The following is a 22419-nucleotide window of genomic DNA, read 5'->3' as shown; positions in this document are numbered from 1 at the left end:
GGGAGAGGGACGACATCTGCGATTATCATGAAGGACCGCGATGGCATCAATATTTGCACAACTAGAATCTTGAAAGAAAGTCTGCGCACCGAGACGGTCAGGAATCCCAGACCGTCTCAGACGAGTTCTTCGGCGACCACGTCGACCGCGAGCAGGTTCGGGTCGATGGCGAGGTCGGCCTGTCCCTTGGCGAACTCCGGAAGGGTGTCGTAGGCGTAGGTCACGACGCGCACGTCGGGGTTCTGCTCTTTGGCCACCGCGATGGCCGTCGCGTCGTCCATGTCGGTGAGCACGAGCAGGTCGGCGTCCTCGATGCCGGCCTCGCTGAGGGAGTCGGCGGAGGCGATGCCGGCGACGCGGACGACCGTCGCGCCCTCGTCTTCGAGCGCTTCACCGAGTCCGTCGGGGTCCGCCCCCGCGACGACTGCCGTCGTCATTCGTACTCGATGGTCGCCGGCGGTTTGTGGGTCACGTCGTAGACGACGCGGGCGACGTTCTCGTTCGTCCCGGTGATGCGCGACTGGATGCGCTGGAGGGTGTCCCATGGCAGTTCCTGCGCGCGGGCGGTCATGCCGTCGCGCGACTCCACGGAGCGCACGGAGACAATCCAGCCGTGGACGCGGTTGTCACCCTTGACGCCGGTGCCCTTGCCGATGACGGCGGCGAACGCCTGCCACGGGTCGTGCTTTTCGGTCTCGTCTTCGACGACGTGACACGCGTCGCGGGCGACCTGCACCTTCTCGGGCGTGACTTCGCCGAGGACGCGGACCGCCAGCCCCGGCCCCGGGAACGGCATCCGCTCGGCGATGATGGATTCGAGGCCGAGCGCGCGGGCGACCTCGCGGACCTCGTCTTTGTAGAGGTCGCGGACGGGTTCGACGATGCCCTCGAAGTCCACCACGTCCGGCAGGCCGCCGACGTTGTGGTGGGACTTGATGTTGCCCTCGGACTCGATGCGGTCGGGGTAGATGGTCCCCTGCACGAGGTACTGGGCGTCGGTCTCTTTGGCCTCGCGCTCGAACTCGCGGATGAACTGCTCGCCGATGACCTTGCGCTTTTCCTCGGGGTCGACGACGCCTTCGAGGGCGTCGAAAAAGCGGTCCCGGGCGTCGACGACGCGGAGGCTCTCCATGAAGGAGAAGGTGTCCGCAATCTGCTCGGTCTCGCCTTTGCGCATCAGGCCGGTGTCGACGTAGACCGGGGTGAGTTGCTCGCCGACGGCCTCGTAGGCGAGCGTCGCGGCGACCGAGGAGTCCACGCCGCCCGAGAGGGCGATGATGGCGTGCTCGTCGCCGATTTGGTCGCGAATCGATGCGGTCGCGTCTTCGATGAATTCGTCTACGTTTACCATTATGCTGTCACCTCTTCGTTGCCGAGTTCGCGCGCGTCGAGTTCGCCGAGGACCGCGCGGAGGAAGCCGAGGAACGGCGGGCTCGCGCGGTCGGGTCGGGAGCGGAACTCGGGGTGGAACTGCGTCCCGAAGAAGAACGGGTGGTCGGTCAGTTCGAGAATCTCCATGCGGTTTTCGGCGCGGCCGGAGAAGCGAAGCCCCTCGGATTCGAGTTCGTCGATGAGTTCGGGGTTCACTTCGTAGCGGTGGCGGTGGCGCTCCGTACAGGAGGTGTCGCCGTACACCGCCTCCGCGAGCGTTCCGGCGTCGATGTCGGTGTCGTGCGCGCCGAGGCGCATCGTGCCGCCCATCTCGTCGACCTCGTACTGCTCCGGCAGGAGGTCGATGACCGGGTAGGGCGTCTCGGGGTCGAGTTCGGCCGAGTGTGCGTCCTCGTGGCCGAGGACGTTCCGGGCCTGCTCGACGACGGCCATCTGGAAGCCCAGACACAGTCCGAGGAAGGGCACGTCGTTCTCGCGGGCGTAGCGGATGGCCTCGATTTTGCCGCCGGTTCCGCGGGAGCCGAAGCCGCCGGGGACGACGACGCCGTCGGCGTCCTTCAGGCGCTCTTCGTGCTTGTCGAGCATCTCGTCGGAGTCGACCCAGAGGATGTTCACGTCGACGCCGCACTCGATGCCCGCGTGCTTGAGCGCCTCGTGGATGGACATGTAGGCGTCTTCGAGGGCGTACTTGCCGACGAGCGCGATGTCGACCGAGCCGGTTCGGTCGGCCGTGACGAGTTCGCGCCAGCGGTTGTCGCGCTCTGCCTTCGGTAGCGCCTCGTCGGCGATGCCGAGGCGCTCCATGACGTACTCGTCGAGGCCCTCCTCTTCGACCATCAGCGGGACGTGGTAGATGTCCGGCACGTCGGGGTTGGAGAACACCGCGGCGTCCGGCACGTCGCAGAACTGCGCGATTTTGCTCTTCGTCGCCGGTTCGAGTTTGTCGTCGGCGCGACCGACGAGGATGTCCGGCTGGAGGCCGATGCTCCGAAGCTCCTTGACCGAGTGCTGGGTGGGCTTCGTCTTCTGCTCGCCGTTCTTCGAGTAGGGGACGAGCGTGACGTGGGTGAAAAGCACGTCGCCGTCTTCCTCCTCGGAGGCGAACTGGCGGAGCGATTCGAGGAACGGCATCGACTCGATGTCACCGACGGTGCCGCCGACCTCGACGATACACACGTCGGTGCCCTCGGCAGCCTCGCGGATGCGGCGCTTGATGTCCTCCGTGACGTGCGGGATAATCTGGACCGTCTTCCCGAGGTAGTCGCCGTCGCGCTCCTTCTGGATGACGTGCTGGTAGGTCTTGCCCGTCGTGATGTTGTGGTCGGCGGTCATGTCGATACCCAGGAACCGTTCGTAGTTCCCGAGGTCGAGGTCGACTTCCGCGCCGTCTTTCAACACGTACACTTCCCCGTGTTCGTAGGGGTTCATGGTCCCGGCGTCGACGTTCAGGTACGGGTCAATCTTGACCGCGGTGACGTCGAACCCGGCGTTCTTCAGGAGTCGGCCGGTGCTCGCGGCCGTGATACCCTTCCCGAGGCCGGACATGACACCCCCGGTTACGAAAATGAACTTGCGCCCCATCTCTGGGTCGTATTCGTCCGTCGGCATACTGACCGTGTGCGAGCGTACTTCAAAACCATTTCGGAGCCAACACCGTGTGCCAGACGACCGCATACGCCGAAATTCTCCAGAATCGCCGGACGGGGAACGAACTATCAGATGCTGTGAGTGTCTGGTGCTGGGGGAGGTCGTCTTGACGGTTAGCCGCGGCTTTCCACTTTGACCCGTCAGTCCAACTCCTTGACGACGCGCGCCGGGTTCCCCCCGACGACGACGCTATCGGGCACATCATCTGTGACGACGGCCCCCGAAGCGACCACCGCGTCGTCACCGATGGTGACGCCGGGGTTGACGACCGCGCGGCCGCCGAGCCACGCGTTGTCACCGATTGTCACCGGCTCGCCCGACTCCGGGCCCTTGATTCGCTCCGCGGCGTCGACCGGGTGGGTCGCCGTGTAGACGTGGACGCCCGGCCCGAGTTGGCAGTTGTCTCCGATGGTGATGGGACACACGTCGAGGAAGACGCAGTCGAAGTTGGCGAAGAACTCCTCGCCGACGCGGACGTTGTAGCCGTAATCGCAGCGGAACGGCGGCTCGATTTCGAACGACTCGCCGACCGCCCCGAACAGCTCCCGAATCAGCTCCTCGCGGCGCTCGATTCGGGTCTCGTCGGTGTCGTTGAACCGGCGCGTGAGCCGCCGCGCGCGCTTTCGCTCCGCGACGAGTTCCGGGTCGCTCGCGTCGTACGAGTCGCCCGCGAGCATCTTCTCCTTCTCGGAGGGCATACCCCAACCACTGGCGGGCCGGTGGTAAGTGTGTCCACGACTTCCGCAACCGCAGGATTTGACTCGCCCGCCCGCAATCGTTCGCCCATGAAGGACTTCCCGCGACTCGGCTTCGGGACGTACAAGCTCGAAGACCGCGACGAGTGCGTCGAGGCCGTCAAGACCGCCCTCGACGTTGGCTACCGCCACGTCGACACGGCCCAGATGTACCACAACGAGGAGTTCGTCGGCGAGGGTCTCGCCGAGTCGGACGTTGACCTCGACGACATCTTCGTGGCGACGAAACTCGACACCGACAACCTCGGCTACGACGACGTACTGGAGACCGCACGGGAGTCCGCCGAGAAACTCGGCGTCGAGACCATCGACCTGTTGTACGTCCACTGGCCGCTCGATAGCTACGACGAAGACGAGACGCTCGCGGCCCTCGACGAACTCTACGAGGACGGACTCATCGCCAACATCGGCCTGAGCAACTTCCGACCCGACCAACTCGAAACGGCTATCGAGAGCCTCGACGCCCCGGTGTTCGCCCACCAGGTCGAGATGCATCCGCTGCTCCAGCAGGACGAACTCCGCGCGTTCGCCGAGGAACACGACCACCGGCTGGTCGCCTACTCGCCCATCGCGCGCAATCAGGTCGCCGACGAGGAGGTCATCGTCGACATCGCCGGGAAGCACGACGCCTCGCCCGCGCAGGTCGCCCTCGCGTGGCTCATCGAGAAGGGCGCGACGCCCATCCCGAAGGCCGCCTCGCCCGAACACATCCGCGACAACTTCGCCGCGCTCGACCTCGACCTCGACGACGAGGACGTGGCCGCCATCGACGACCTCGATTCGACCCACCGCATCGTCGACTTCGAGGAAGCGCCGTGGAACCACGCCTGACCTGAGTCGACTCAACCCTGACCGATACCGGTGACGCTGAGAACCCTCATTTTTCGCCGCGAACGGCCCGCTGTGTGTCGTCTTCGTCACCGACGAATCCCTGATAGAGCGGGCCGTGCGACCCTGACACAAACAGGGTGAACATATATGATGGACTCGCCCGTACCGTCGAATATGGCAACGGTGGTGGTGGTGTGCCCACACTGCGGACAGCAAGTGGAATCGAGATACGAGGGCGACGCCGACTTCGACGGCGTCAGACAGCGGTTGAAAAGCGAGTATCGCGTCGCGCGGCAGACCTGTCCGGTCTGTTCGAACCCGTACGACCTCCGTCGGGCCTAGTCGGTCCCGGCGGCGCGGCGACGGTGACGGCGTCGACCTCGGCGGGTGGCCGAGGGCGTCGGCGTCGCGGTCGCGTTATCCCGTGTTCTTCATCCCGGCGGCGATGCCTTTGACGGTGAGCCGCAGGGTCCGTTCTTCCTCGTCGGTCCGGTGGGTCTGCGACAGCAGGTGGGTCTGCAACAGGTTCAGCGGGTCGACGTAGGGGTTGCGGCGGCGGAGGCTCTCTTCGAGCCACTCGCGCTTCAGGAGGCTGCTGCGCTCGCTGATGTCGAGCATGAGGTCCGCGGCGTCCTCGTATTCCTCGGTGAGCCGGGTGAAGAACTCCTCGCGGAGCTCCTCGTCGGCGAGGTTCGCGTACTCCGTGGCGATTTCGAGGTCGGTGCGCGCCAGCGCCATCGCGGCGTTGTCGAACGTGCTGCGGAAGAACGCCCACTCGTCGTACATCTCGCGGAGGTCGTCCATATCACCGCCGTCTTCGAGGAAGGCGTTGACGCCGGCGGCCAGCGAGTACCAGCCGGGGAGGATACACCGCGACTGGGTCCACGAGAACACCCACGGGATGGCCCGCAGGTCCTCGACGCTCCGTTCGTCGGACCGGGAGGCCGGCCGGGAGCCGAGGTTGAGTTCCTCGATGACGGTGATGGGCGTCGCCTGCTCGAAGTAGGAGACGAAGCCGTCGGATTCGAGGAGGTCGCGGTACTCCGCGCGCGCGGCGGCCGCCATGGTGTCCATGGCGTCGACCCAGCGGTCGGGGACTTCCTCCTCGGGCGTCCGAATCGCTTGCAGGCGGGCGCGAATCTGGGCGTTGAGCATCTGTTCGAGGTTCCGCTCCGCGATGCGCGGGTTGGCGTACTTCTCGGCGATGGCCTCGCCCTGTTCGGTGAACTTAATCTGCCCCGTGACGGTCTCGTTCGGGAGCGCGAGCATGGCCTCGTTCATCGGGCCGCCGCCGCGGGAGATGGAGCCGCCGCGGCCGTGGAACAGCCGCATCGTCACGTCGAAGTCGTCGCAGATGTCCGCGAGGCGGCGCTGGTTCTTGTAGAGGTCCCAGTTGGCCGCGAGGAAGCCGTTTTCCTTGTTGGAGTCGGAGTAGCCCAGCATGATCTCCTGGACGTCGTTGCGGGCGGCGAGCGCCGTCCCGTAGGCCTCGTTCTCGAACAGCGTGCCCATGATTCGGCGCGCGCCGTTGAGCGCCGACTCGGTTTCGAGGAGCGGGACCACGTCGATGCCGCAGTGGTCGGGCAGGGAGACCACGCCCGCTTGGTCGGCGAGGAACAGCACTTCGAGGACGTGCGACGGCTCTTCGGTCATCGAGATGCAGTAGGTGTCGATAGCGCCGACGCCGTACTCGCGCTGCCACTCGCCGAGCTTGCGGAACCGGCGGAGGACGCGCTCGGCCGTCTCGGACACGTCGCCGGGGTCTTCGAGGTCGACGACCGGCTCCTCCTGGAGAATCGCGTCCGTGAGGAGTTCGACGCGCTCCTGTTCGGAACTGCCGTAGTAGTCGAGACCCTCGTGGGCCAGCGCCTCGTGGACGGCCTCGGTGTGGTTCTCCTGGTGGTCGCGGAGGTCGAGGCTGGCGAGGGTGAAGCCGAACGTGTCGACCTGTCGCATCAGGGGCTCGACGTACACGTCCGCGACCTGCTCCGCGCCGGTCCGCCGGAGGCTGGCGTCGACGACCTCGAGATCGGCCATGAGTTCGCTCGCGTCGGCGTAGCCGTTCGGGCGGACGTCCTCGGCGCGGCGGAGCCGCTCGCGCATCAGCTTGAGCTTCTGGCGGTACGGCTCGTTGGGGTAGCGCTCGTCGGCCTCCTCGGCGACGACGGGGAGGTGTTCGCGGTCGGCCTTCAGCGAGCGTTCGAGCTCGTGGCCGGGGTCGATTCGCGTCGCGTCCTGACTCAGCACACCGGAGAGACGTTTGAGCGAGTCGCTGTACTTTTCCAGGGCGACGCTTCGCTGGCGTTCGAGCGTGTCTTCGGTCACCTCGGGCGTGACGAAGGGGTTGCCGTCGCGGTCGGAGCCGGCCCACGACCGGAACTCGAACAGCTTCGGCACGTCGAGGCCGGGGTACTCGGCGCGGAGCTCCTCTTCGAGTTCCTCGTACACCTCGCCGACCACGTCGAACAGCGTGTTTTCGAGGTACCACTGGACGTTTCGGGCCTCGTCGGTCGGCTCCGGGCGGCGGTCGCGGACCTGCGAGGTTTGCCAGAGGCTCGTCACCTCGGCGACGACGTGCCGCCACTCCTGGTCGTGTTCGAGGTCGGTGAGACGGCGCTCGTCGAGCGTCTCCAGCCGGTTGGCGATGGAGCGGAGCTTCGATTTCACCGTCTTCCGGCGGGCCTCGGTCGGGTGGGCCGTGAACGTCGGCTCGATGAGCACGTCTTCGAGGACCCGTCCCAGAAGCTCCTCGTCGACCTCCTCGTCGTCCAGCGCGTCGAGCGTGTCGAGGATGCCGTCTTCGAGCGTCCCCTCCTGGGACGCCTCGCGGATGACGCGAACGCGCTCGCGCTCCTCGGCGAGGTTGATGAGTTCGAAGTAGGTCGTGAACGCGCGGGCGACGACGCTCTCGCGCTCCGGTTCGAGGTCGCCGACCACGTCGTAGAGCCGCTCGCGCGACCCGGACTCGCCCTTCCGGTAGGAGATGGCCGCCTGTCGAAGCTCTTCGACCGTCTCGAACGACGCCGTCGACGTCTGCGCTTCGAGCACGTCACCGAGCAGTGCCCCCAGCTCGCGAACGTCTTGCCGCACGTCTCTGGTGTGCAATCGCATCCTACTCGAATACGAGTACCACATTCTAAAAGGCCACGAGTAACGCCGAAAATTTGCCCGGAGACGATTCCTCAACGAACGTTTCTAATAGTTCGTCCAGTTTTTCACTCGGTCGCTCGGCCGGCCGCACCCCCTCGCGGGCGGCCGGTTCGTCGGGCGCACTAACACGGTTGATTCGTCACGCTTTTACTGGCTGGGTCGAAGGTGAATGTATGAGCGATAGCGACAAGTACCCCGCCGATTCGGGTCGCCGTCGGTTCGTCAAGGGCGTCGTCGGGGGAGCGGCGCTCGCGGGCGTGGGAACGACAGGCGCGGCCGCCGTCAACAGCGCAACGTCGTCCACCGGGTCCGGTGGCGGTCCGACGCAGGCGTACGCCATCGAGAACACCGGCGGTCCCGCACCGCGCGGTATGCCACAGATTCCGATTGAAATCGACGACGAGGGCTACATCAGAGGCGTCTGGCCCGAGGTTCAGACCGTCACCCAGAACGGTGTGGAAGTCGAACTCGCCATCACCGAGGACTACCAGGGAACCGGCGTCACCTACTCGCAGGACTGGTTCCAGTACTGCGGCGTCCAGACCTACGACGGGCTGAACCCGACGTTCGAGTCGGACAACTACTTCCGCTCCGACAACGGGGCCTACGACTGGCAGTCCGAGACCTACAGCGCCGGCGACCGCCTGAACGTCAACGACTTCGACGAGTACGAGACGTGGGGCAACGGCATCGGGCAGGCCGGTCTCGGAATGCCCGCGACCGGGACGTGGCGCTCGCAGGACACCGAGGACACGATGCCGATTCAGGTGCTCCGTTCGACGCGCATCGAGGAGGCCGCACAGGACAACGAGTGGCTCGCCGCCTCGACGGACCAGGGCGTCATCGCGTGGCTCAACAAGTGTACGCACTTCTGCTGTGTCCCCGGCTACAAGCAGGCGGCCAGCTCCGCCACGTTCGGCGGCGAAGACGGCGTCTACTGCCAGTGTCACCAGTCCGTCTACGACCCCTTCTCCATCGTCGAGACGCTGTTTACGGCGCTGCCGCGCCCGAGCGAGTAACTCGGACCGAAACTCGCCTTCCCGCTTCGCGACCGACCGCGACGCGTCTCTCCGTTCCGTTCTCTCTCGCGTTATCGCGTCCCGTCCCGCTGTTCTATCTCACCCAGTTCTCTCCCGTCCCGCTGTTCTACTCCCACCCTTCCATCTCGTGCCGTCGTCCCCCGTCCCGCGTACTGACGGACCGGCCGCTCGCGGGTCGTCCGTCAGGCTTCGAGAACCGATGACCGTCGCCGCGTCGGGGGGACGACCGCGCGCTAGCCGCCGCTGACCGGCGGGAACAGCGCGAGTTCGTCGCCGGCGGCGGTCGCCTCGCCGAGCGCGGCCGCCTCGCCGTTCCGGAGGACGTTGATGTGGTCGTACAGTTCGCCGTCGTCACCGAACACCCGCGATTCGAGCGCCGGATGCGCCCCGACGAGGGCGTCGAGCGCGTCGCCGACGGTCGCGTCGCCGTCGACGTCGACCCGAACGGTGCGCGAGCCGGCGACTTCCGCGAGGTCGGCGAACAGCTTCCACTCCATACTCCCGTCTCGTCGCCCGGCGCTCATGAGGATTGCGCCCCGGACGACCGCGAGGCCTCGCCGTCGGACCCGCCGGTGTCGGCTCCGTCGTCGTCGCCGCCGTCGGTGCGGCCCGTGTCGGTCGTCGCCCGGCGTTCGACCTTCCGGAGCACCTCCGGTCGGCCGACGACGTAGAGCGTGTCGCCGGCCGCCAGTTCGCGTCCCCGGCCGGGAATCGCGTCCACCGGGCGGTTCGAAGACCGGATGGCGACGACCGTGGTGTCCACGTCCGACACCGTCAGTCCGTCGAGGTCGGCATCGGGTGCGACGGTCGTGACCGCCATCGTCTCGTCGGCGTTCCGCAGGAGCGACGCGAACTCGCGGTCCACGTGGGGGTCCGCGGGGAGCGTCACGAGCCGGTAGGTCTCGCCGCTCGCCAGCCGGTCGGCGTCCTCCGCGTCGAGGGCGACGGTCGCCACGTCGTCGGCGACGCCGCGGAGTTCGCCGAAGGCGACGCGGGTCGGTTCGGCCGGCGCGTCGGTGTCGGTGCCGCCGTCCGACAGCGAACCGGGGTCGGGGCCGCCGCCGGCCGTCTCGGTCACGTCGGCGGCGTCGGGCGATTCGGTCGCGTCGGCCGCGCTCGCGATGGCGTCGGCTGCCGGGTCGTCGTCGGCCGCGTCCGGCTTCGGAACCGACCAGACCTGTACGGGGTCGCCGGCGGCCGCGCCGGAGCCGGGGTCGCCGCGAATCGCGACCGCGACGGTGCCGGGCGCGAGCGTCGGCCCGAGGCCGGCCGCGCGACTGCCGAGCGCGAGGTACGACACCTCGCTCCCGCCGGCTTCGAACTCCACGTCGACGTGGCCGACGCCGTGGTCGTCCTTGATGCGCGTCGCGAGTCGGTCGCGGAGTTCGGCCTCGCCGAGCCGTCGGGGGAACAGCAGCGTCTTGCCGCTCAGCTGGGTCTTGACGGTCTCCCCGACCGGGTCGTAGCCCTCGATGTCGGCGATGTCCTCGGGGAGCGTCACCGACGTGACGCGGCCGACGGTCCGGACGAGTCGGCTCACGTCGGCGTCGAGTTCCTTCGCGCCCGCGACGGCGAACACGTCGGTCGCGAGTCGGTCGCCGGCGACCCGGCCGACCGGGGCGATGAGCGCCCCGCCGGCGAGCGACGCGACGTTGAAAACCACGGTGTCCAGCTGAAACACCTCGGTTTCGGTGCCGGTTGTGAACGCGCCGAACAGGCCGATAGTGTTCAGGTAGAGCGCGACGACCGCGCCGCCGAACAGCACCGCCAGCGCCCGCGGGATTATCTCGCGGGTGTACCAGCGGTAGAGCAGCGAGGCGACCGCCGAAACGACGAACGCGCCGACGACGAGGCCGACGAGCCGGAGCGCCTGCAAGACGAGCGAGTCGTCAGCCGGCGGAATCGACACCTGTCCGGCGGCGGCCGGCGAGCCTCCGACCGCCGCGAACAGGTCGGCGGCGGGCGCGACCGAAACGGCGGTGCCCGCGCCGGCGGCCGAAGCGAACGCGGAGAGCAGCGCCGACATCACGCCACCGCCTCCTCGAAGCCGGTCAGGTCGGTTCTCGACCCGACCGCGTAGAGCGTGTCGCCGGCGGAGACCGCTTGGTCCCCTCGCGGCGCAATCGTCCAGTTTCCGCCGTGCCGGACCGCGAGGACGGCCACGCCGTAGGCGTCGCGGACGCCCGCCTCGCCGAGTGTCACGCCGTCGAGCGGGCTCTCGGACCGAACCGAGAGCCGAGAGAAGCGCTTGCCGGCGCGGCGGAGCAGTGAGACGAGTTCGAACTCCCGACGGACGCCGCGGGAGGTGACGACGAACCGCTCCACGTCGCTCGTGAGGAGCGGTTCGACCTGCCCCCGGTCGACCGCGAGCGTGACGCGACCCTCGCCGCCGACGGCCGTGGGGGCGCGCGGCGCGGCCTTCGGGGCGTCCGCGTCGTCGTCATCGTCGTCGGGTTCGCTCGGGACCTCCGCGACGGAGTCGACTCCGGCGACGGTCGCCGAGACCGTGCCGCCGTCGGTGACGACGACCACGTCGTCGCCCTGCGCGAGCCCCGTCGGCACGAGCGCCGTCACCGACACCGCGCGCTTACCCGCCGGGAGGCGCTTCGAGAGGCCGCCGACCGGGGCCGCGGCGGTGACGGTGGCGCGGGCCCGCTCGTCGAGTCTGACCTCGACGGCTGCGAGGTCGAACTCGTTTTGCAGGCGGTCGGCGAACCGCGATTCGAGTTCCACGAGCGGGATGTCGGCGGGGAACGTCCACTCGCCGTTGCGGATGCCGGTGCGGATGTCGAGCGGAACCGGCGGGTAACCCTCGATGTCACCGACCTCGCCGGTGACGGTGACGCTGACCTGCCCGCGGCCGCCGACGAGTTCGACCACGTCGGTCGACAGCGACCGCTCGGTGAGCTTGCGCAGCGACATCTTCCGCGGGATATCGTTGGCGAAGGCGTCGCCGCGGTTGTGGGCGTACAACGACCCCATCAGGACGACCAACAGCGCGACCGTCAGCCTGACCTGGCTCTCCGACTGCGTAATCGTCGGGTCGGCCAGCGCCATGAGGCCGCCGCTCGCGCCCGCGATGGCGACGCTGAGGACGACGACGGCGAGGCCCGGCACGGTGACGCCGGTGACGTAGCGGAAGCCGAAGCCGAGGAGCCACGCGACGGCGGCCGGGACGAGGCCCGTGAGGACGCCGAAGTACAGCCCGTAGACGACTTCGACGGGGAGTGAAGCCATGCGCCGGTACACTCACCGACGCGATAAAGACGTGACGACGCACCCGTGACGGGCTGATACCCGACCGCTTTTGGCCTCGGACGCCAGAACTGCGAGAGACATGGCTTCGGTACGCGAGTGGGTCGGTGCCCGCGCGACCATCGGGACGGTGTTCGTCGCCGCCGTCCTGTCGGTCGCCATCGGCATCCTCAACATCAGTTCCCCGGTCGCCGGCGGCGTGCTGGCACCCTACATCCCCGACGCGGTCCGCATCACCGCCGGCTTCACCGGGACGCTGACGGGCTTTCTGCTCCTCGCGAGCGTCTTCGGGCTCCGCCGCCGCTACCGCGCCGCGTGGTACTCGACCGCGGTGATGCTCCCGGTGACCGCCGCGCAGGGGCTAATCCAGTCGCCCGAGCGGGCGGCCCCGCTCGTCGGGCTCTCGCTTATCAGCCTCGCGCTGTTGGTGTTCAATCACAGGGCGTTCGACCGCGACCTCGACCTGACGGCGACGCAGCTGTCGGCGCTGCTCGCCATCGCGGGCGCACAGACCTACACGACCGCCGGCGCGTGGGCGCTCAGAGAGCAGTTCAACGGCATCGACACGCTGTTCGACGCGTTTTATTTCGGCGTCGTCACCGGTAGCACGGTCGGCTACGGCGACATCTACCCGCAGACCGCCATCGCCAGGCTGTTCGGCATCTCGGCGCTCCTCATCACGGTGGCGACGTTCGCCGTGGCGCTCGGTGTCCTGCTCACGCCCGCAATCGAAGCGCGACTCACCAAAGCACTCGGACGCATGACCGAATCACAACTCGACATCCTGGAGAACCACGTCCTCGTCCTCGGCTACGGGGAACTGACCGAACCGATTCTCGAAGAGCTCGGCGACCGCGCCCGCGTCGTCATCGTCACGCCCGACGAGGGGCGCGCCAAGCGCCTCACCGACCGCGGCTACGACGTGGTCACCGACGACCCGAGCGACGAGGAGGCGCTCCAGCGGACCCGCGTCGACGCCGCCCGCTCGGTCGTCGTCGCCACGAACAACGACGCCGAAGACGCGCTGGCCATCCTCACGGCGCGACAGCTCAACCCCGACGTGCACATCGTCGCGGCGGCGACCCAGCGGGAAAACGAGCGGAAACTGCGCCGCGCCGGGGCCAACACCGTCATCAGCCCCGCGGCGCTCGGCGGCCACTTCCTCGCGGAGTCGGCCGTCGGCGGGAGCGGCCTCGAAACCATCGAGGAACGGCTGCTCGACGAACAGCCCACCGAGCCGGCCGAAGACGGAACGGGCGAGGCAGACGACCCCGGAACGGACGACCGTAACTGACGACCCCGGCGACGCCGGTCGCAACCGCGAGCCGATTCCGACGCCGGCTGCTCCGCGTCGCTCTCTCTCGGCGCTCAGTGCCCGCGGTCGAACACCGCCACGTCGCAGTCTACCTCGCGGATGCGCTCGAACGTCGGCGGCGAGATGAACCGCGAGGCGGGCGAGCGGTCGCCGCTGGAGCCGAGCACCACGAGGTCGTAGGAGGCGGCATTGGAGGCGATAAACGCCGTCACCTCCGAGCGGGCGACCCGCGTCTCGATGTTCCCGTCGGCCGTCTCGACCAGATTGGCGAGCTTCGACTCCGCGGGCCGGCGTTCGACCTCCGAGGAGATGCACGTCGTGACGCTCACGCTCCCCGTCTTCCCGGCGAGGCGAGTCGCGAAGTCTATCATCGCGTGGGCGGCGTCGCCGGGGCGCGCGACGAGGACGAGAACGCGCCGCCAGCGGTAGGTCTCGCCGGTCGAGCGGAACGCCACGGTGTCGTACGAGCCGCCGAACAGGCCGCGGATGTAGTCCGAAAGCAGGCCGCGGTCCTCCTCGTAGGGCGTCACCACGAGGTCGGAGTTGGTGTTCGCCGCGGCCTCGGTGGTCGCCGTCAGCGGGTCGCCGCGCGCGACGGCGATTTCCACGGGGACGCCCAACTGGGTCCGTAGGTTGTGGGCGCAGGATTCGAGGCGCTCGACCGACGCGTCGGCGTCGGCGTCGAGTTCGCCGTCGGCCGTGGTGTCCGGGGTCGCGTCGCTCTCGTCGGCCGGCGTCGCCGGGAGCACGTCGAGGAGGACGACTTTCCCGGCGCTGTGGGCGGCGGCGAGCCGGGCGGCGAAAAAGGCCGTCTGGGTCGCCGTCTCGCCGCGCATCGGGACGAGGACGTGGTCGTCGCCGCGGACGGTTCCGTAGAGGTACTCCGCGCGGCGCTCGTAGAACTGCTCGCGCCAGACGGTAAAGGCGATGGCGATGACGACGCTGGCGAAGAAGATGCTCACCACGTACTCCTCGGGGTTCACGTTGCCCGTGACGAGCGTCAAGAGCGCCGTCGAAAACGCGGACGGCGCTTCCACGTCTAACGCCCACGTCGTCGCGCCCGCGAGGAAGATGGCGAGCGCCGCCGCCGACGGGTGGACGAGCGCGGTCCCGGTCGGGCCGTACGCCCAGCCGGTGAAGCCGACCGCGACGAGGCCGCAGAGCGCGCCGACCGTGAGGGCGACGACGAACTTCACGGGCGAGGCGTACCGCCCCTCGGGGTCGGAAAACAGCGTGTACGACCCGGACGCGAGCGGCGGGAACAGCAGGAACGACAGCGTGCTGACCGAGTTGGAGATGAGCGTCACCACCGCGATGAGCACGGGGATGATGAGGAGAATCGAGAGATGCAGCAGGTTGTTCGTGTTCTCTATCCAGCGGCCGAACGCCACCATCTCGAGCCGCTCTACCCGGCGAATCCGGTCGCGGAGCGCGCCGACGCGTGCGACCGCGCGGGCCGCGAGATGGCGAGGGTCCACGGCTGTCGTCTACGCGAGGTCGGCAACGGCGTCGAGCGAGATGGAGATGGCGCGCTCGACGTTGTTCTTCGCCTTCTCGGGGAGTTCCTCGTCCGAGTCGGCTCCCTTCTGCGTGCCGGCGACGAGGTTGCCGTCGACCGTGCAGATAGCGCCGGCGCGGAGCCCCCGACGGCGGGCGAGCGAGAACACCGTCGCGGCCTCCATCTCGATGGCGAGCAGGCCGGCGTCGTTCCAGTCTTCGACGTACTCGTCGGACTCGTTGTAGAACGCGTCGTCGGAGACGATGGGGCCGACGTGGACGTCCTCGTCGTTGGCTTCGGCCGAGTCGACGAGCGAGGTGAGCACGTCGTAGTCGGGGACGGCCGGGTACACCTCGGACTCGTAGCGCTTCGAGGTACCTTCCTCCTTGGCCGCGCCCGTGGCGACGATCATATCACCGACTTCGATGTCCGCTTGCAGCGCGCCGATAGTGCCGACGCGGATGAACGTCTCCACGCCGACGCGGGCGAGTTCCTCGATGGCGATGGCGGCCGAGGGACAGCCGATGCCGGTCGAGGAGATGGTGAGCGGGACGCCCTCGTACTCGGCGTTGACGACCTTGTACTCGCGGTTCTGCGCGACTTCCTCGACGTTCTCGCACTGCTTTGCGATGCGGTCGACGCGCCCGGGGTCGCCCGGGATGAGCGCGATGTCGTTCACGTCGCCTTCTTCGACGAGGAGGTGGGGCTGTTTCGCCATGTACCGACCCACTCGGGTCGCGGGCAAAAACGACGCGGTTCGACCGGGGGGCACGGACCGCGGTCCGTCGGCCGGGCTTCCGACCGAGCCGCCGTCACGCGAACCCGGGGAAAATCGCCGGCGCGAGGACCAGTAGCGTCGCCCCGAACACGAGCGAGGAGCGGAGCCACTGCCCGCGGACCGCCGTCGCGCGCTCCCCGTAGATGCGCCGGCCGGCGCGAGGGAAGATAAACCGGGCGAACGCGACGTAGATGAACGCCACGACGACCGCGGTCGCGACGAGGTGCGAGGGGAGGTCGATGCCGATGCCGGCGACGCCGAGGTCCGGCGCGACGGCGTCGGTGACGAGGTAGACGACCGCGTAGAGGACGCCGGCGAGCGCGCCGGCGGCGTGGTGGGCGACGTTCGCGTCGCCGAAGCTCACCTCGTCGGGCGTCGTCCGGCGGACGACCGCCGCGGCGACGTACGCCGGGGTGAAGCCGTCGTCCTGCCGCCACATCGGGATGGCCATCACGACGGCGGCCGCGACGCCGACGACCGCGCCGAGCAGCAGTCGCCCGGCGACTGCGCCGAGGCTCGACGCGGCGTCGAGGGCGGCGACGGCGGCCGGGAGGTGGTCGAACATCGTCCCGACGAATGGCTGGTGAGGATAAAACTGGTTGGGTCGGAGCCGAGCGGCGTGGACGCGGCGGCTCAGCCCTCGATGAGGTCGTCCAGCCGCCGCCAACTGAGTTGCGTCCGCGCGCCCGGTTCGGCCGCGGTGAGCGCGCCGCAGGCGTTGGCGACCGCCAGCGCCCGCTCGTAGGTCGCCCCGTCGAGGCGGGCCGCGATGAAGCCCGAGGCGAAGGCGTCGCCCGCGCCGGTCGTGTCAACCGCGTCGATAGGGTAGCCCGGGTGGACGTGTCGGTCGTCGCCGTCTCTGACCTCCGCGCCGCGCGGGCCGTGTTTGAGAACGAGCGTCGTCTGCGCGAGCGCCTCGGCCACGTCTGAGACGGGGTCTGCGGCGGCGTCTCGTCCGCGCTGGACCGCCGCTTCACCGAGCGCGGTGGCGGCCTCGCGGTCGTTGAGAAAGACGAAGTCCACCTCGCGGAGGGCGTCGGCGTAGCCCCGGTCGCCGACGCGCCGCCCGGGGTCGAAGCTGACCGTCGTATCCTCCTCGTGGGCCCGTCTGGCGAGCGTCGCGGCCGTCTCGGGCGACTGGCTCGTCAGGTGGAGGTGGTCGGCGGCCGCGAGCGGGTCGGTCGGGAGGTCGGTCGCCTCGAACGCCTCGTTGACGCCGGGCGAGCCGAGGACGAACACCTCGCCCGCGGCGTCGACGACGATGTACTTGACCGTGGTCGGGCCGCCGTCGACGCTGACGACGTGGCGGCAGTCGACGCCCTTCGAGGCGAGTTCGGCGACGGCGGCGTGGCCGTGTTCGTCGTCGCCGACGCTCCCCAGGAGCGCGGCGGGCACGTCGAGGCCGACGAGGCCGCTGGCGACGTTGGCGGCGCTGCCGCCGCCCGCGCCGACCCGCGACTCGACGGTCGCCTCGCCGTCGGGCTCCGGCAGGGCGTCCACGCGGAGGGTGACGTCCCAGTTGACGTGGCCGGCGCAGATGACACGGGACATGCGTCCGCGGAGGTCGGGTCGCCGGTGGGATAACTCTCCCGGGTCGGGCGACTACGGAGCGCGGCGCAACAGCGGGCATGCGGAGGCCGGCAGGCGGGCGGCCCAAACAGGGTCGCGGCCTCAGCCGGCGATGGCGAACAACAGGAGGTTGTGGACGCCGGGGCCGAGGCCGACGGCGGCGACGAGGCCCAACAGGAGCGACCCCTCGGTCGGGTCCTCGCGGACGTAGTCGGCGAGGAGGGCGACCACGAAGCCGGCGACGGCGAGTTTCACGAGGACGAACAGCCAGCCGACGCCGATGACCTCCGCGGTCGGGAGCGCCGCGGCGGCGTCGAGGATGACGCGCGACAGCGGCGTCCGCTCGCCGAAGCCGAGCACGTCGACGCCGACGGCGGTCGACAGCGCGTCGAGGGCGTGCCCGAAGAGTGCGAGGAGTCCGAGCGACCCCGCGGCGGCCGCCTCGGGTGCGAGTCGCGTCACGACCCGCCACGTCAGCGGGGTGACGACGAGCGCGGCGACGAGTGCGGTACCGGGCCAGACGACCGAGAGCGTCCCGGCGGCGAGGCCGATAAAGAGCGCGAAGCCGGCGAGGCCGGCGGCGACGAGCAGCCCCGGAGCCGCGAGCGTCTGCGGCGAGGCGAGGTCGGCCGCGTCGAGCGCGAGCCACGTCGCGCCGGCGACGACGGCCACGGAGAGGTAGACCGCGGGCGTGCCGGCGAGCGGTTCGACCGCGGGCGGGAGCGCGTCGACGACGTAGAGGACGTGCAGCGCCGACCCCGACACCATCCACGGGACGAGCGCGAGGACGTGCGCGGGCGTGACCGTCGGGCGCGTGCGAGTCAGTCCGACGCCGACGCCGACGAGTCCCGCGACGAGGGCGACGAGGTAGGGGAGCGGCGGGAGCGCGAACCCCTCGGGGAGGATGGCCATGCAGGAGGCGCGGTGGGGCGGCGTGAAAGCCTTACGTTCTTTAGTCTCGGGTCGCCTCGACAGGGTATGAACCGAGCCGACCTCGCCGCCCGCATCGACCACACGGTCCTCGGACCCGAGACGACGATGGCCGACGTGGAGGCCGTCCTCGACGCCGCCGCCGAGTGGGGGATGAACGCCTGCATCCCGCCGTGCTACGTCGCCGAGGCGAGCGAGTACGCCCCGGACGTGTTGCTGGCGACGGTCGTCGGCTTCCCCCACGGTCAGCACACGACGACGGCCAAGCGCGAGGAGGCCGTCGACGCGTGGCAGGCCGGCGCGGACGAACTGGACATGGTCATCAACGTCGGTCGGCTCAAAGCCGGCGACGACGAACTCGTGACCGAGGACATCTCGGAGGTCGTCGCCGCCGTCCCGGTTCCCGTGAAAGTCATCATCGAGACGGCGCTTCTCACCGAGGAAGAGAAACACCGCGCCTGCGAGGCGGCCGCCGAGGCCGACGCCGCCTTCGTCAAGACCTCCACCGGCTTCGCCGACGGCGGCGCGACGGTCGAGGACGTGGCACTCATGGCCGAGTACCTGCCCGTCAAGGCCTCCGGCGGCGTCGGCTCCTACGACGAGGCGGTCGCCATGTTCGAAGCCGGCGCGGAGCGCATCGGCGCGTCGTCGGGCGTCGACATCGTCTCCGGCGCGCCCGAGGAGTAGGTCGGCAGTCTGGGGGCTTCGCGGTCTCGCGGTCTCGCGGTCGTCGATAGATTGTGAACGCCGCGCGCCCAACATTGATTATCCGACTCCCGGGAACTCAGTACCATGCTCAGAGGCGGACCCGTCGTTCAAATCGGCGTCATTCTCGTGTCAGTGCTCGGGCTCTGGGTCGGCGCGCGGCTGTTGGTCGACGCCGCCGTTCGGTCGGCTCGGCGGTTCGGCCTCTCGGAGCTCACCATCGGGCTGACAATCGTCGCAATCGGGACCTCGACGCCGGAGCTCTCGGTCGCGGTCGACGCCGCGTACAAGCGGTTGGGCGACATCGCGGTCGCCAACGTCCTCGGCTCGAACATCTACAACGTGGCGTTCGTGTTGGGCGTCATCTCGCTGTTCCGGGTGATTCCGGTCGCGGAGTCGCTCGTCTCCCGCGACGGCGTCGCCCTGCTGGCGAGCACGCTCCTCGGCGGACTGGTTCTGTTCGACCTCCGGGTGACGAGGCTCGAAGGCGCGCTCTTAGTCGCGGCGTTCGTCGCCTACACGGCGTACCTGCTCCGTGGCACCCAGACTGAGGCCGATGGAGCAACCGAGCAATCGACTGAGCAATCGGCCGACCAGTCGCTCGGAGACGGCGGCGTGACCCGCCCGATAACCGACCGAATCGACTTCCCCGGGCGGGACGCCGTGTTCCTCGCGGGCGGGTTGGCGCTGGTGTTGGTGAGCGGCGACTACATGGTGCTCGCCGCCTCGGAGCTGGCCCGCGGGGCCGGCGTCTCCTAGTGGGTCATCGGCGGCACAATCGTCGCGGCGGGGACGTCGACGCCGGAGTTCGCCGTCTCGCTGGTTGCGCTCCGACAGCGGAGCCTCGGGGTCTCGGTGGGCAACGTCGTCGGCAGCAACATCCTCAACATCACCGGCATCGTCGGCGTCGCGGCGGTCGCTCGCCCGCTCGTGGTGAGCGCCTCGGCGCTCGGGACGTTCGCGTGGCTCGTCGCGGTCACTCTCCTGATAGTCGCCGCGCTCTGGACCGGGAGGGTTCTCTCCCGGGTGGAAGGTGCCTTCTTCGCGACCTCCGAGGTCACGCGGTGGATACTGGGGCTCATCTGAGGGTCGCGGTCTCCCGAGACGACCCTGTCGAGCGCCCCCGAATCGCTCTGTTACCCGGCCCGCAACGCGACGAGTCGCCGTGGTCCGTCGTCGCCGCCGGATTCGACGACGAACAGCGCGTCGCCCGCCGGCGTCGGACCGGTCAAGGCGCGCCCCGCGAGGTCGTAGCGCCAGCGCTCGGCCCCGATTCGGGTGTCGTCGAGGCCGACGCCGCCCCCGGCATCGTAGGCGACGACGCCGCCGTCGTCGCTCGTGTCCGAGACGAATATCGTGTCGCCGGCACCGGCGGGCGGGGCGAAGAAGTCGTCGCCGGCCTGCCACGCGGGCGACCCCTCGCGCCTGTCGAAGGCGTCGAGGCCGGCCCCGTCGGTCGAAAAGATGCGCCGGGGGCCGACGACGAGCGAGCCGTGGGGCGAGGGGTCTTCTTGGTGCCAGGCCACCGCACCGGCGCGGAGGCCGCCGCTGAGTCGGGCGACGCCCGCGCCGAAGAAGCCTGCGAACACGTCGCCCGACCCGGCGACTGCGAGCGACTGCACGCCGCCCGGGTGTTTGGTTCGCCAGTTCCCGGTCAGGCCGCGCTCGACGCCCTCGTCGCGGAACGTGACCACCTCGCCGCCCTCCGTGCCGGCGACGACGGTGTCGTCCCGAGCCGCGAGGGACCGAACCGGGCCGAACAGTTCCTCGCGCCACTCGACGCTCCCGTCGCTGGCGCGGACGCGGTAGAGGTTCCCCGCGGTGTCAGCGGTGTAGAGACAGTCGCGGTCCGGTTCGGGTCGGACGACGGGTGCCCAGACGCTCGACGCGGTCGGCGCGTGCCACGCTTCTTCGCCGTCATGGGTGTACGCGAGCACGCCGGTTCTGGCCCCGGAATGGCCGACGTAGACGCGCTCCGAATCGACCGTCACCGACGAGCGGAAGCCGCTCTGAGTGTCGCTTTCGACCGACCACAGCTCGGTGCCATCGGCGGCCGAAAACGCCCGGAGGCGCTCGCTGGTCGCGAGATACACCGTCTCGTCGAACACGACCGGGCGTGCCAGTTCGAGGCCGTTCACCTCGATGCCCCACGACTCGCTCGGCTTCGACGCCGGGCCGGTCGCACGGGGGTTGTAGCCCGTTCCCTCCGGCGAGAAATACGGATGCGGCCAGTCGGCGCGCCCGTCGCCCGTGGAGCCCTCATCGCCACCGACACAGCCCGCGAGACCGACGGCTGCGCCGGTTCCGAGAGTCCCGAGGAACGCCCGTCTCGATAGTCTCGCGTCGGGGTTCGTCACGACTCCGACCCGCCGGCGTCCGCGGTCGTTCCCGCGCTCGACTCGTCGGCGTCGGCGACGACAGTTATGCTCGGCAGGCCGTCGTCGCGGACGAGCGGACAGAGCACCCGGCGGTCGGTCGCGGCCAGCGAGTGGCCGACGTTACGACCGAGCGAAATCGACCAGCGCTCGCGGTCACCGAACAGGCCACCGTCGCCGGTTCGGTTCAGGGCGACGAGGTCGCCGCGTCCCGTGCCGACGTAGACCGTGTCGCCGACGACGCTCGCGGCGGAGACGGTCTCTTCGGGGTCGTAGCGCCACCGCTCCTCGCCGGTCGCGCTGTCGAGCGCCCGGAGCGACCCGCGAACCGCGTAGAGGCGATCGCCGTCGAACGCGAGGCGTTCGTGGACGCCGCGGTCGTCCTCCCAGACCACGTCGCCGTTCCGCCGTTCGAGCGCGGCGATGCGGTCCCAACCGGCGATGTACACCCGCTCGTCGCCGACGACCGGCGCGACGGTTTCGACCGTCTCGGTCGGAGTCTGCCAGCGGGCACGTCCGTCAGTTCCGAGGCAGTAGAGCCGCTGGCCCTCGGTGACCACGAAAATCGAGTGGAGGTTGACCGCGAGGGGTCGCCGGACCGCGCCGAACAGCGACCGCGTCCATTTGACCTCGGCGGCGTCGATATCGACCGCGCAGACGCGCTCGTCGTCGAGGCCGAGAAACAGCGTCTCGCGGTCGTTGGAGAACGCCGGTGGCGTCCGCGGGCGGCCGGGGAGTTCGATAGTTCGGAACAGCCGACCGGTCCGGGCGCGGTAGAGCGCGAGTCGGTTCGGGCCGTGGACCGTCACACCGAGCGAGTAGACGATTCCGTCGAGGACGACCGGTGCGGTCCACTCCTCACCCTGTGCGGTCCACAACTCCTCGCCGGCGGCCGGGTCGAGCGCCCGTATCGGGTCGCTGGGCGTGTAAGCCACCCCGTCGGCGGCGACTGGCTCGGTCGAGCCTATCCCGAAGTCGGGTTCGTACTCGATAGTCGGCTCGGAGATGGCCGTTCCGTCGCGGAGGAACGCGGTGTTCGCGTCGTCGTGGGCGTAGGTCCGCCAGCCGTCTTCGAAGCGGACGCCCTCGGGGAAGTCGTCGTCAGTCTGTCCCTCGTCGCCGCCGAGGCATCCGGCGACCCCGGCGACCGCGCCCGCTCCGAGCAGGCGAAGCACGCCG

At 69.3% G+C, this 22419-nt stretch carries 20 protein-coding genes and 1 pseudogene; 6 read left to right on the top strand and 15 right to left on the bottom strand.

Going from position 1 to position 22419, the window contains the following annotated elements; genetic code table 11:
* Positions 1 to 116: 116 nt before the first annotated feature.
* The 4 genes from HVO_RS17380 to HVO_RS17365 form a co-directional block, all read right to left on the bottom strand.
* On the bottom strand, positions 117 to 437 hold the full coding sequence (locus tag HVO_RS17380; protein WP_004042736.1) for a DUF7126 family protein: 321 nt from the start codon (positions 435 to 437) through the stop codon (positions 117 to 119).
* Entirely contained in the window at positions 434 to 1351 is a 918-nt protein-coding gene (guaA, locus tag HVO_RS17375; RefSeq protein WP_004042733.1) for a glutamine-hydrolyzing GMP synthase, read from the bottom strand. Before guaA ends, HVO_RS17380 begins: the two co-directional genes overlap by 4 nt.
* The gene (gene pyrG / locus HVO_RS17370; RefSeq protein WP_004042731.1) at positions 1351 to 3000 is read right to left on the bottom strand and encodes a glutamine hydrolyzing CTP synthase; all 1650 of its coding nucleotides are present in this window, start codon (positions 2998 to 3000) and stop codon (positions 1351 to 1353) included. The genes guaA and pyrG overlap by 1 nt, the downstream gene beginning before the upstream one ends.
* Before the next feature lie 179 nt (positions 3001 to 3179).
* Positions 3180 to 3737 carry a sugar O-acetyltransferase gene (locus HVO_RS17365; RefSeq protein ID WP_004042728.1) on the bottom strand — a complete coding sequence of 186 codons (558 nt, stop codon included), beginning with the start codon at positions 3735 to 3737 and terminating at the stop codon, positions 3180 to 3182.
* Between the two features lie 87 nt (positions 3738 to 3824).
* Here HVO_RS17365 and HVO_RS17360 point away from each other — a divergent pair, with 87 nt between their 5' ends.
* Together HVO_RS17360 and HVO_RS21105 are read left to right on the top strand one after the other, a co-directional pair.
* Complete coding sequence (locus tag HVO_RS17360; protein WP_004042726.1) at positions 3825 to 4625, top strand: aldo/keto reductase; 801 nt, start codon at positions 3825 to 3827, stop codon at positions 4623 to 4625.
* A gap of 174 nt (positions 4626 to 4799) precedes the next feature.
* Positions 4800 to 4967 carry a hypothetical protein gene (locus HVO_RS21105; protein WP_155821702.1) on the top strand — a complete coding sequence of 56 codons (168 nt, stop codon included), beginning with the start codon at positions 4800 to 4802 and terminating at the stop codon, positions 4965 to 4967.
* Between the two features lie 75 nt (positions 4968 to 5042).
* Here HVO_RS21105 and ppc read toward each other — a convergent pair whose 3' ends face one another.
* The gene (gene ppc / locus HVO_RS17355) at positions 5043 to 7736 is read right to left on the bottom strand and encodes a phosphoenolpyruvate carboxylase (RefSeq protein ID WP_004042722.1); all 2694 of its coding nucleotides are present in this window, start codon (positions 7734 to 7736) and stop codon (positions 5043 to 5045) included.
* Positions 7737 to 7948: 212 nt separating this feature from the next.
* On the opposite strand from ppc, the gene HVO_RS17350 reads away from it, so the two are divergent.
* Positions 7949 to 8794 carry a Rieske (2Fe-2S) protein gene (locus HVO_RS17350; RefSeq protein WP_004042721.1) on the top strand — a complete coding sequence of 282 codons (846 nt, stop codon included), beginning with the start codon at positions 7949 to 7951 and terminating at the stop codon, positions 8792 to 8794.
* A gap of 254 nt (positions 8795 to 9048) precedes the next feature.
* Here HVO_RS17350 and samp1 read toward each other — a convergent pair whose 3' ends face one another.
* From samp1 to HVO_RS17335, 3 genes are read right to left on the bottom strand one after another with little or no spacing between them, the layout of a single operon-like run.
* Entirely contained in the window at positions 9049 to 9312 is a 264-nt protein-coding gene (samp1, locus tag HVO_RS17345; RefSeq protein ID WP_004042720.1) for a ubiquitin-like modifier protein SAMP1, read from the bottom strand.
* Positions 9313 to 9335: 23 nt separating this feature from the next.
* Positions 9336 to 10841, bottom strand: coding sequence for a cation:proton antiporter regulatory subunit (locus HVO_RS17340; protein ID WP_004042719.1), 1506 nt, complete (start codon positions 10839 to 10841; stop codon positions 9336 to 9338).
* Positions 10841 to 12052, bottom strand: a complete 1212-nt coding sequence (locus HVO_RS17335) for a potassium channel family protein (protein WP_004042717.1) — start codon at positions 12050 to 12052, stop codon at positions 10841 to 10843. The genes HVO_RS17340 and HVO_RS17335 overlap by 1 nt, the downstream gene beginning before the upstream one ends.
* A gap of 100 nt (positions 12053 to 12152) precedes the next feature.
* On the opposite strand from HVO_RS17335, the gene HVO_RS17330 reads away from it, so the two are divergent.
* Positions 12153 to 13364 (top strand): NAD-binding protein, encoded by a 1212-nt coding sequence (locus tag HVO_RS17330; RefSeq protein ID WP_004042714.1) that lies wholly within the window; start codon positions 12153 to 12155, stop codon positions 13362 to 13364.
* 74 nt (positions 13365 to 13438) lie between these two features.
* On the opposite strand, the gene HVO_RS17325 is transcribed toward HVO_RS17330, so the two are convergent.
* The 5 genes from HVO_RS17325 to HVO_RS17305 all read right to left on the bottom strand — a co-directional run bounded on the left by HVO_RS17325 (position 13439) and on the right by HVO_RS17305 (position 18142).
* A complete protein-coding gene (locus HVO_RS17325) occupies positions 13439 to 14863 on the bottom strand; it encodes a universal stress protein (protein ID WP_004042712.1) in 1425 nt (474 codons plus the stop codon).
* Between the two features lie 9 nt (positions 14864 to 14872).
* Positions 14873 to 15601, bottom strand: coding sequence for a nucleoside phosphorylase (locus HVO_RS17320; protein WP_004042710.1), 729 nt, complete (start codon positions 15599 to 15601; stop codon positions 14873 to 14875).
* Between the two features lie 94 nt (positions 15602 to 15695).
* Complete coding sequence (locus HVO_RS17315; RefSeq protein ID WP_004042707.1) at positions 15696 to 16226, bottom strand: hypothetical protein; 531 nt, start codon at positions 16224 to 16226, stop codon at positions 15696 to 15698.
* 68 nt (positions 16227 to 16294) lie between these two features.
* Positions 16295 to 17212, bottom strand: a complete 918-nt coding sequence (locus HVO_RS17310) for a carbohydrate kinase family protein (protein ID WP_004042705.1) — start codon at positions 17210 to 17212, stop codon at positions 16295 to 16297.
* A 120-nt stretch (positions 17213 to 17332) separates the two neighbouring features.
* Positions 17333 to 18142, bottom strand: a complete 810-nt coding sequence (locus HVO_RS17305; protein ID WP_004042703.1) for a DUF63 family protein — start codon at positions 18140 to 18142, stop codon at positions 17333 to 17335.
* Positions 18143 to 18208: 66 nt separating this feature from the next.
* On the opposite strand from HVO_RS17305, the gene deoC reads away from it, so the two are divergent.
* Positions 18209 to 18847: a deoxyribose-phosphate aldolase gene (deoC, locus tag HVO_RS17300; protein ID WP_004042701.1), complete on the top strand. Its 639-nt coding sequence runs from the start codon at positions 18209 to 18211 to the stop codon at positions 18845 to 18847.
* Between the two features lie 105 nt (positions 18848 to 18952).
* A pseudogene (locus HVO_RS17295) lies at positions 18953 to 19951 on the top strand (calcium/sodium antiporter).
* 50 nt (positions 19952 to 20001) lie between these two features.
* On the opposite strand, the gene HVO_RS17290 reads toward HVO_RS17295, so the two are convergent.
* Positions 20002 to 21222 (bottom strand): outer membrane protein assembly factor BamB family protein, encoded by a 1221-nt coding sequence (locus HVO_RS17290; RefSeq protein ID WP_004042699.1) that lies wholly within the window; start codon positions 21220 to 21222, stop codon positions 20002 to 20004.
* Positions 21219 to 22415, bottom strand: a complete 1197-nt coding sequence (locus tag HVO_RS17285) for a PQQ-like beta-propeller repeat protein (protein ID WP_049914830.1) — start codon at positions 22413 to 22415, stop codon at positions 21219 to 21221. The genes HVO_RS17290 and HVO_RS17285 overlap by 4 nt, the downstream gene beginning before the upstream one ends.
* Positions 22416 to 22419: the final 4 nt, after the last annotated feature.

This window comes from Haloferax volcanii DS2, from assembly GCF_000025685.1.
GTDB lineage: Archaea > Halobacteriota > Halobacteria > Halobacteriales > Haloferacaceae > Haloferax > Haloferax volcanii.
The sequence above is the reverse complement of the archived record's forward strand: the minus strand, read 5'-3'. Positions and strand labels throughout refer to the sequence as shown.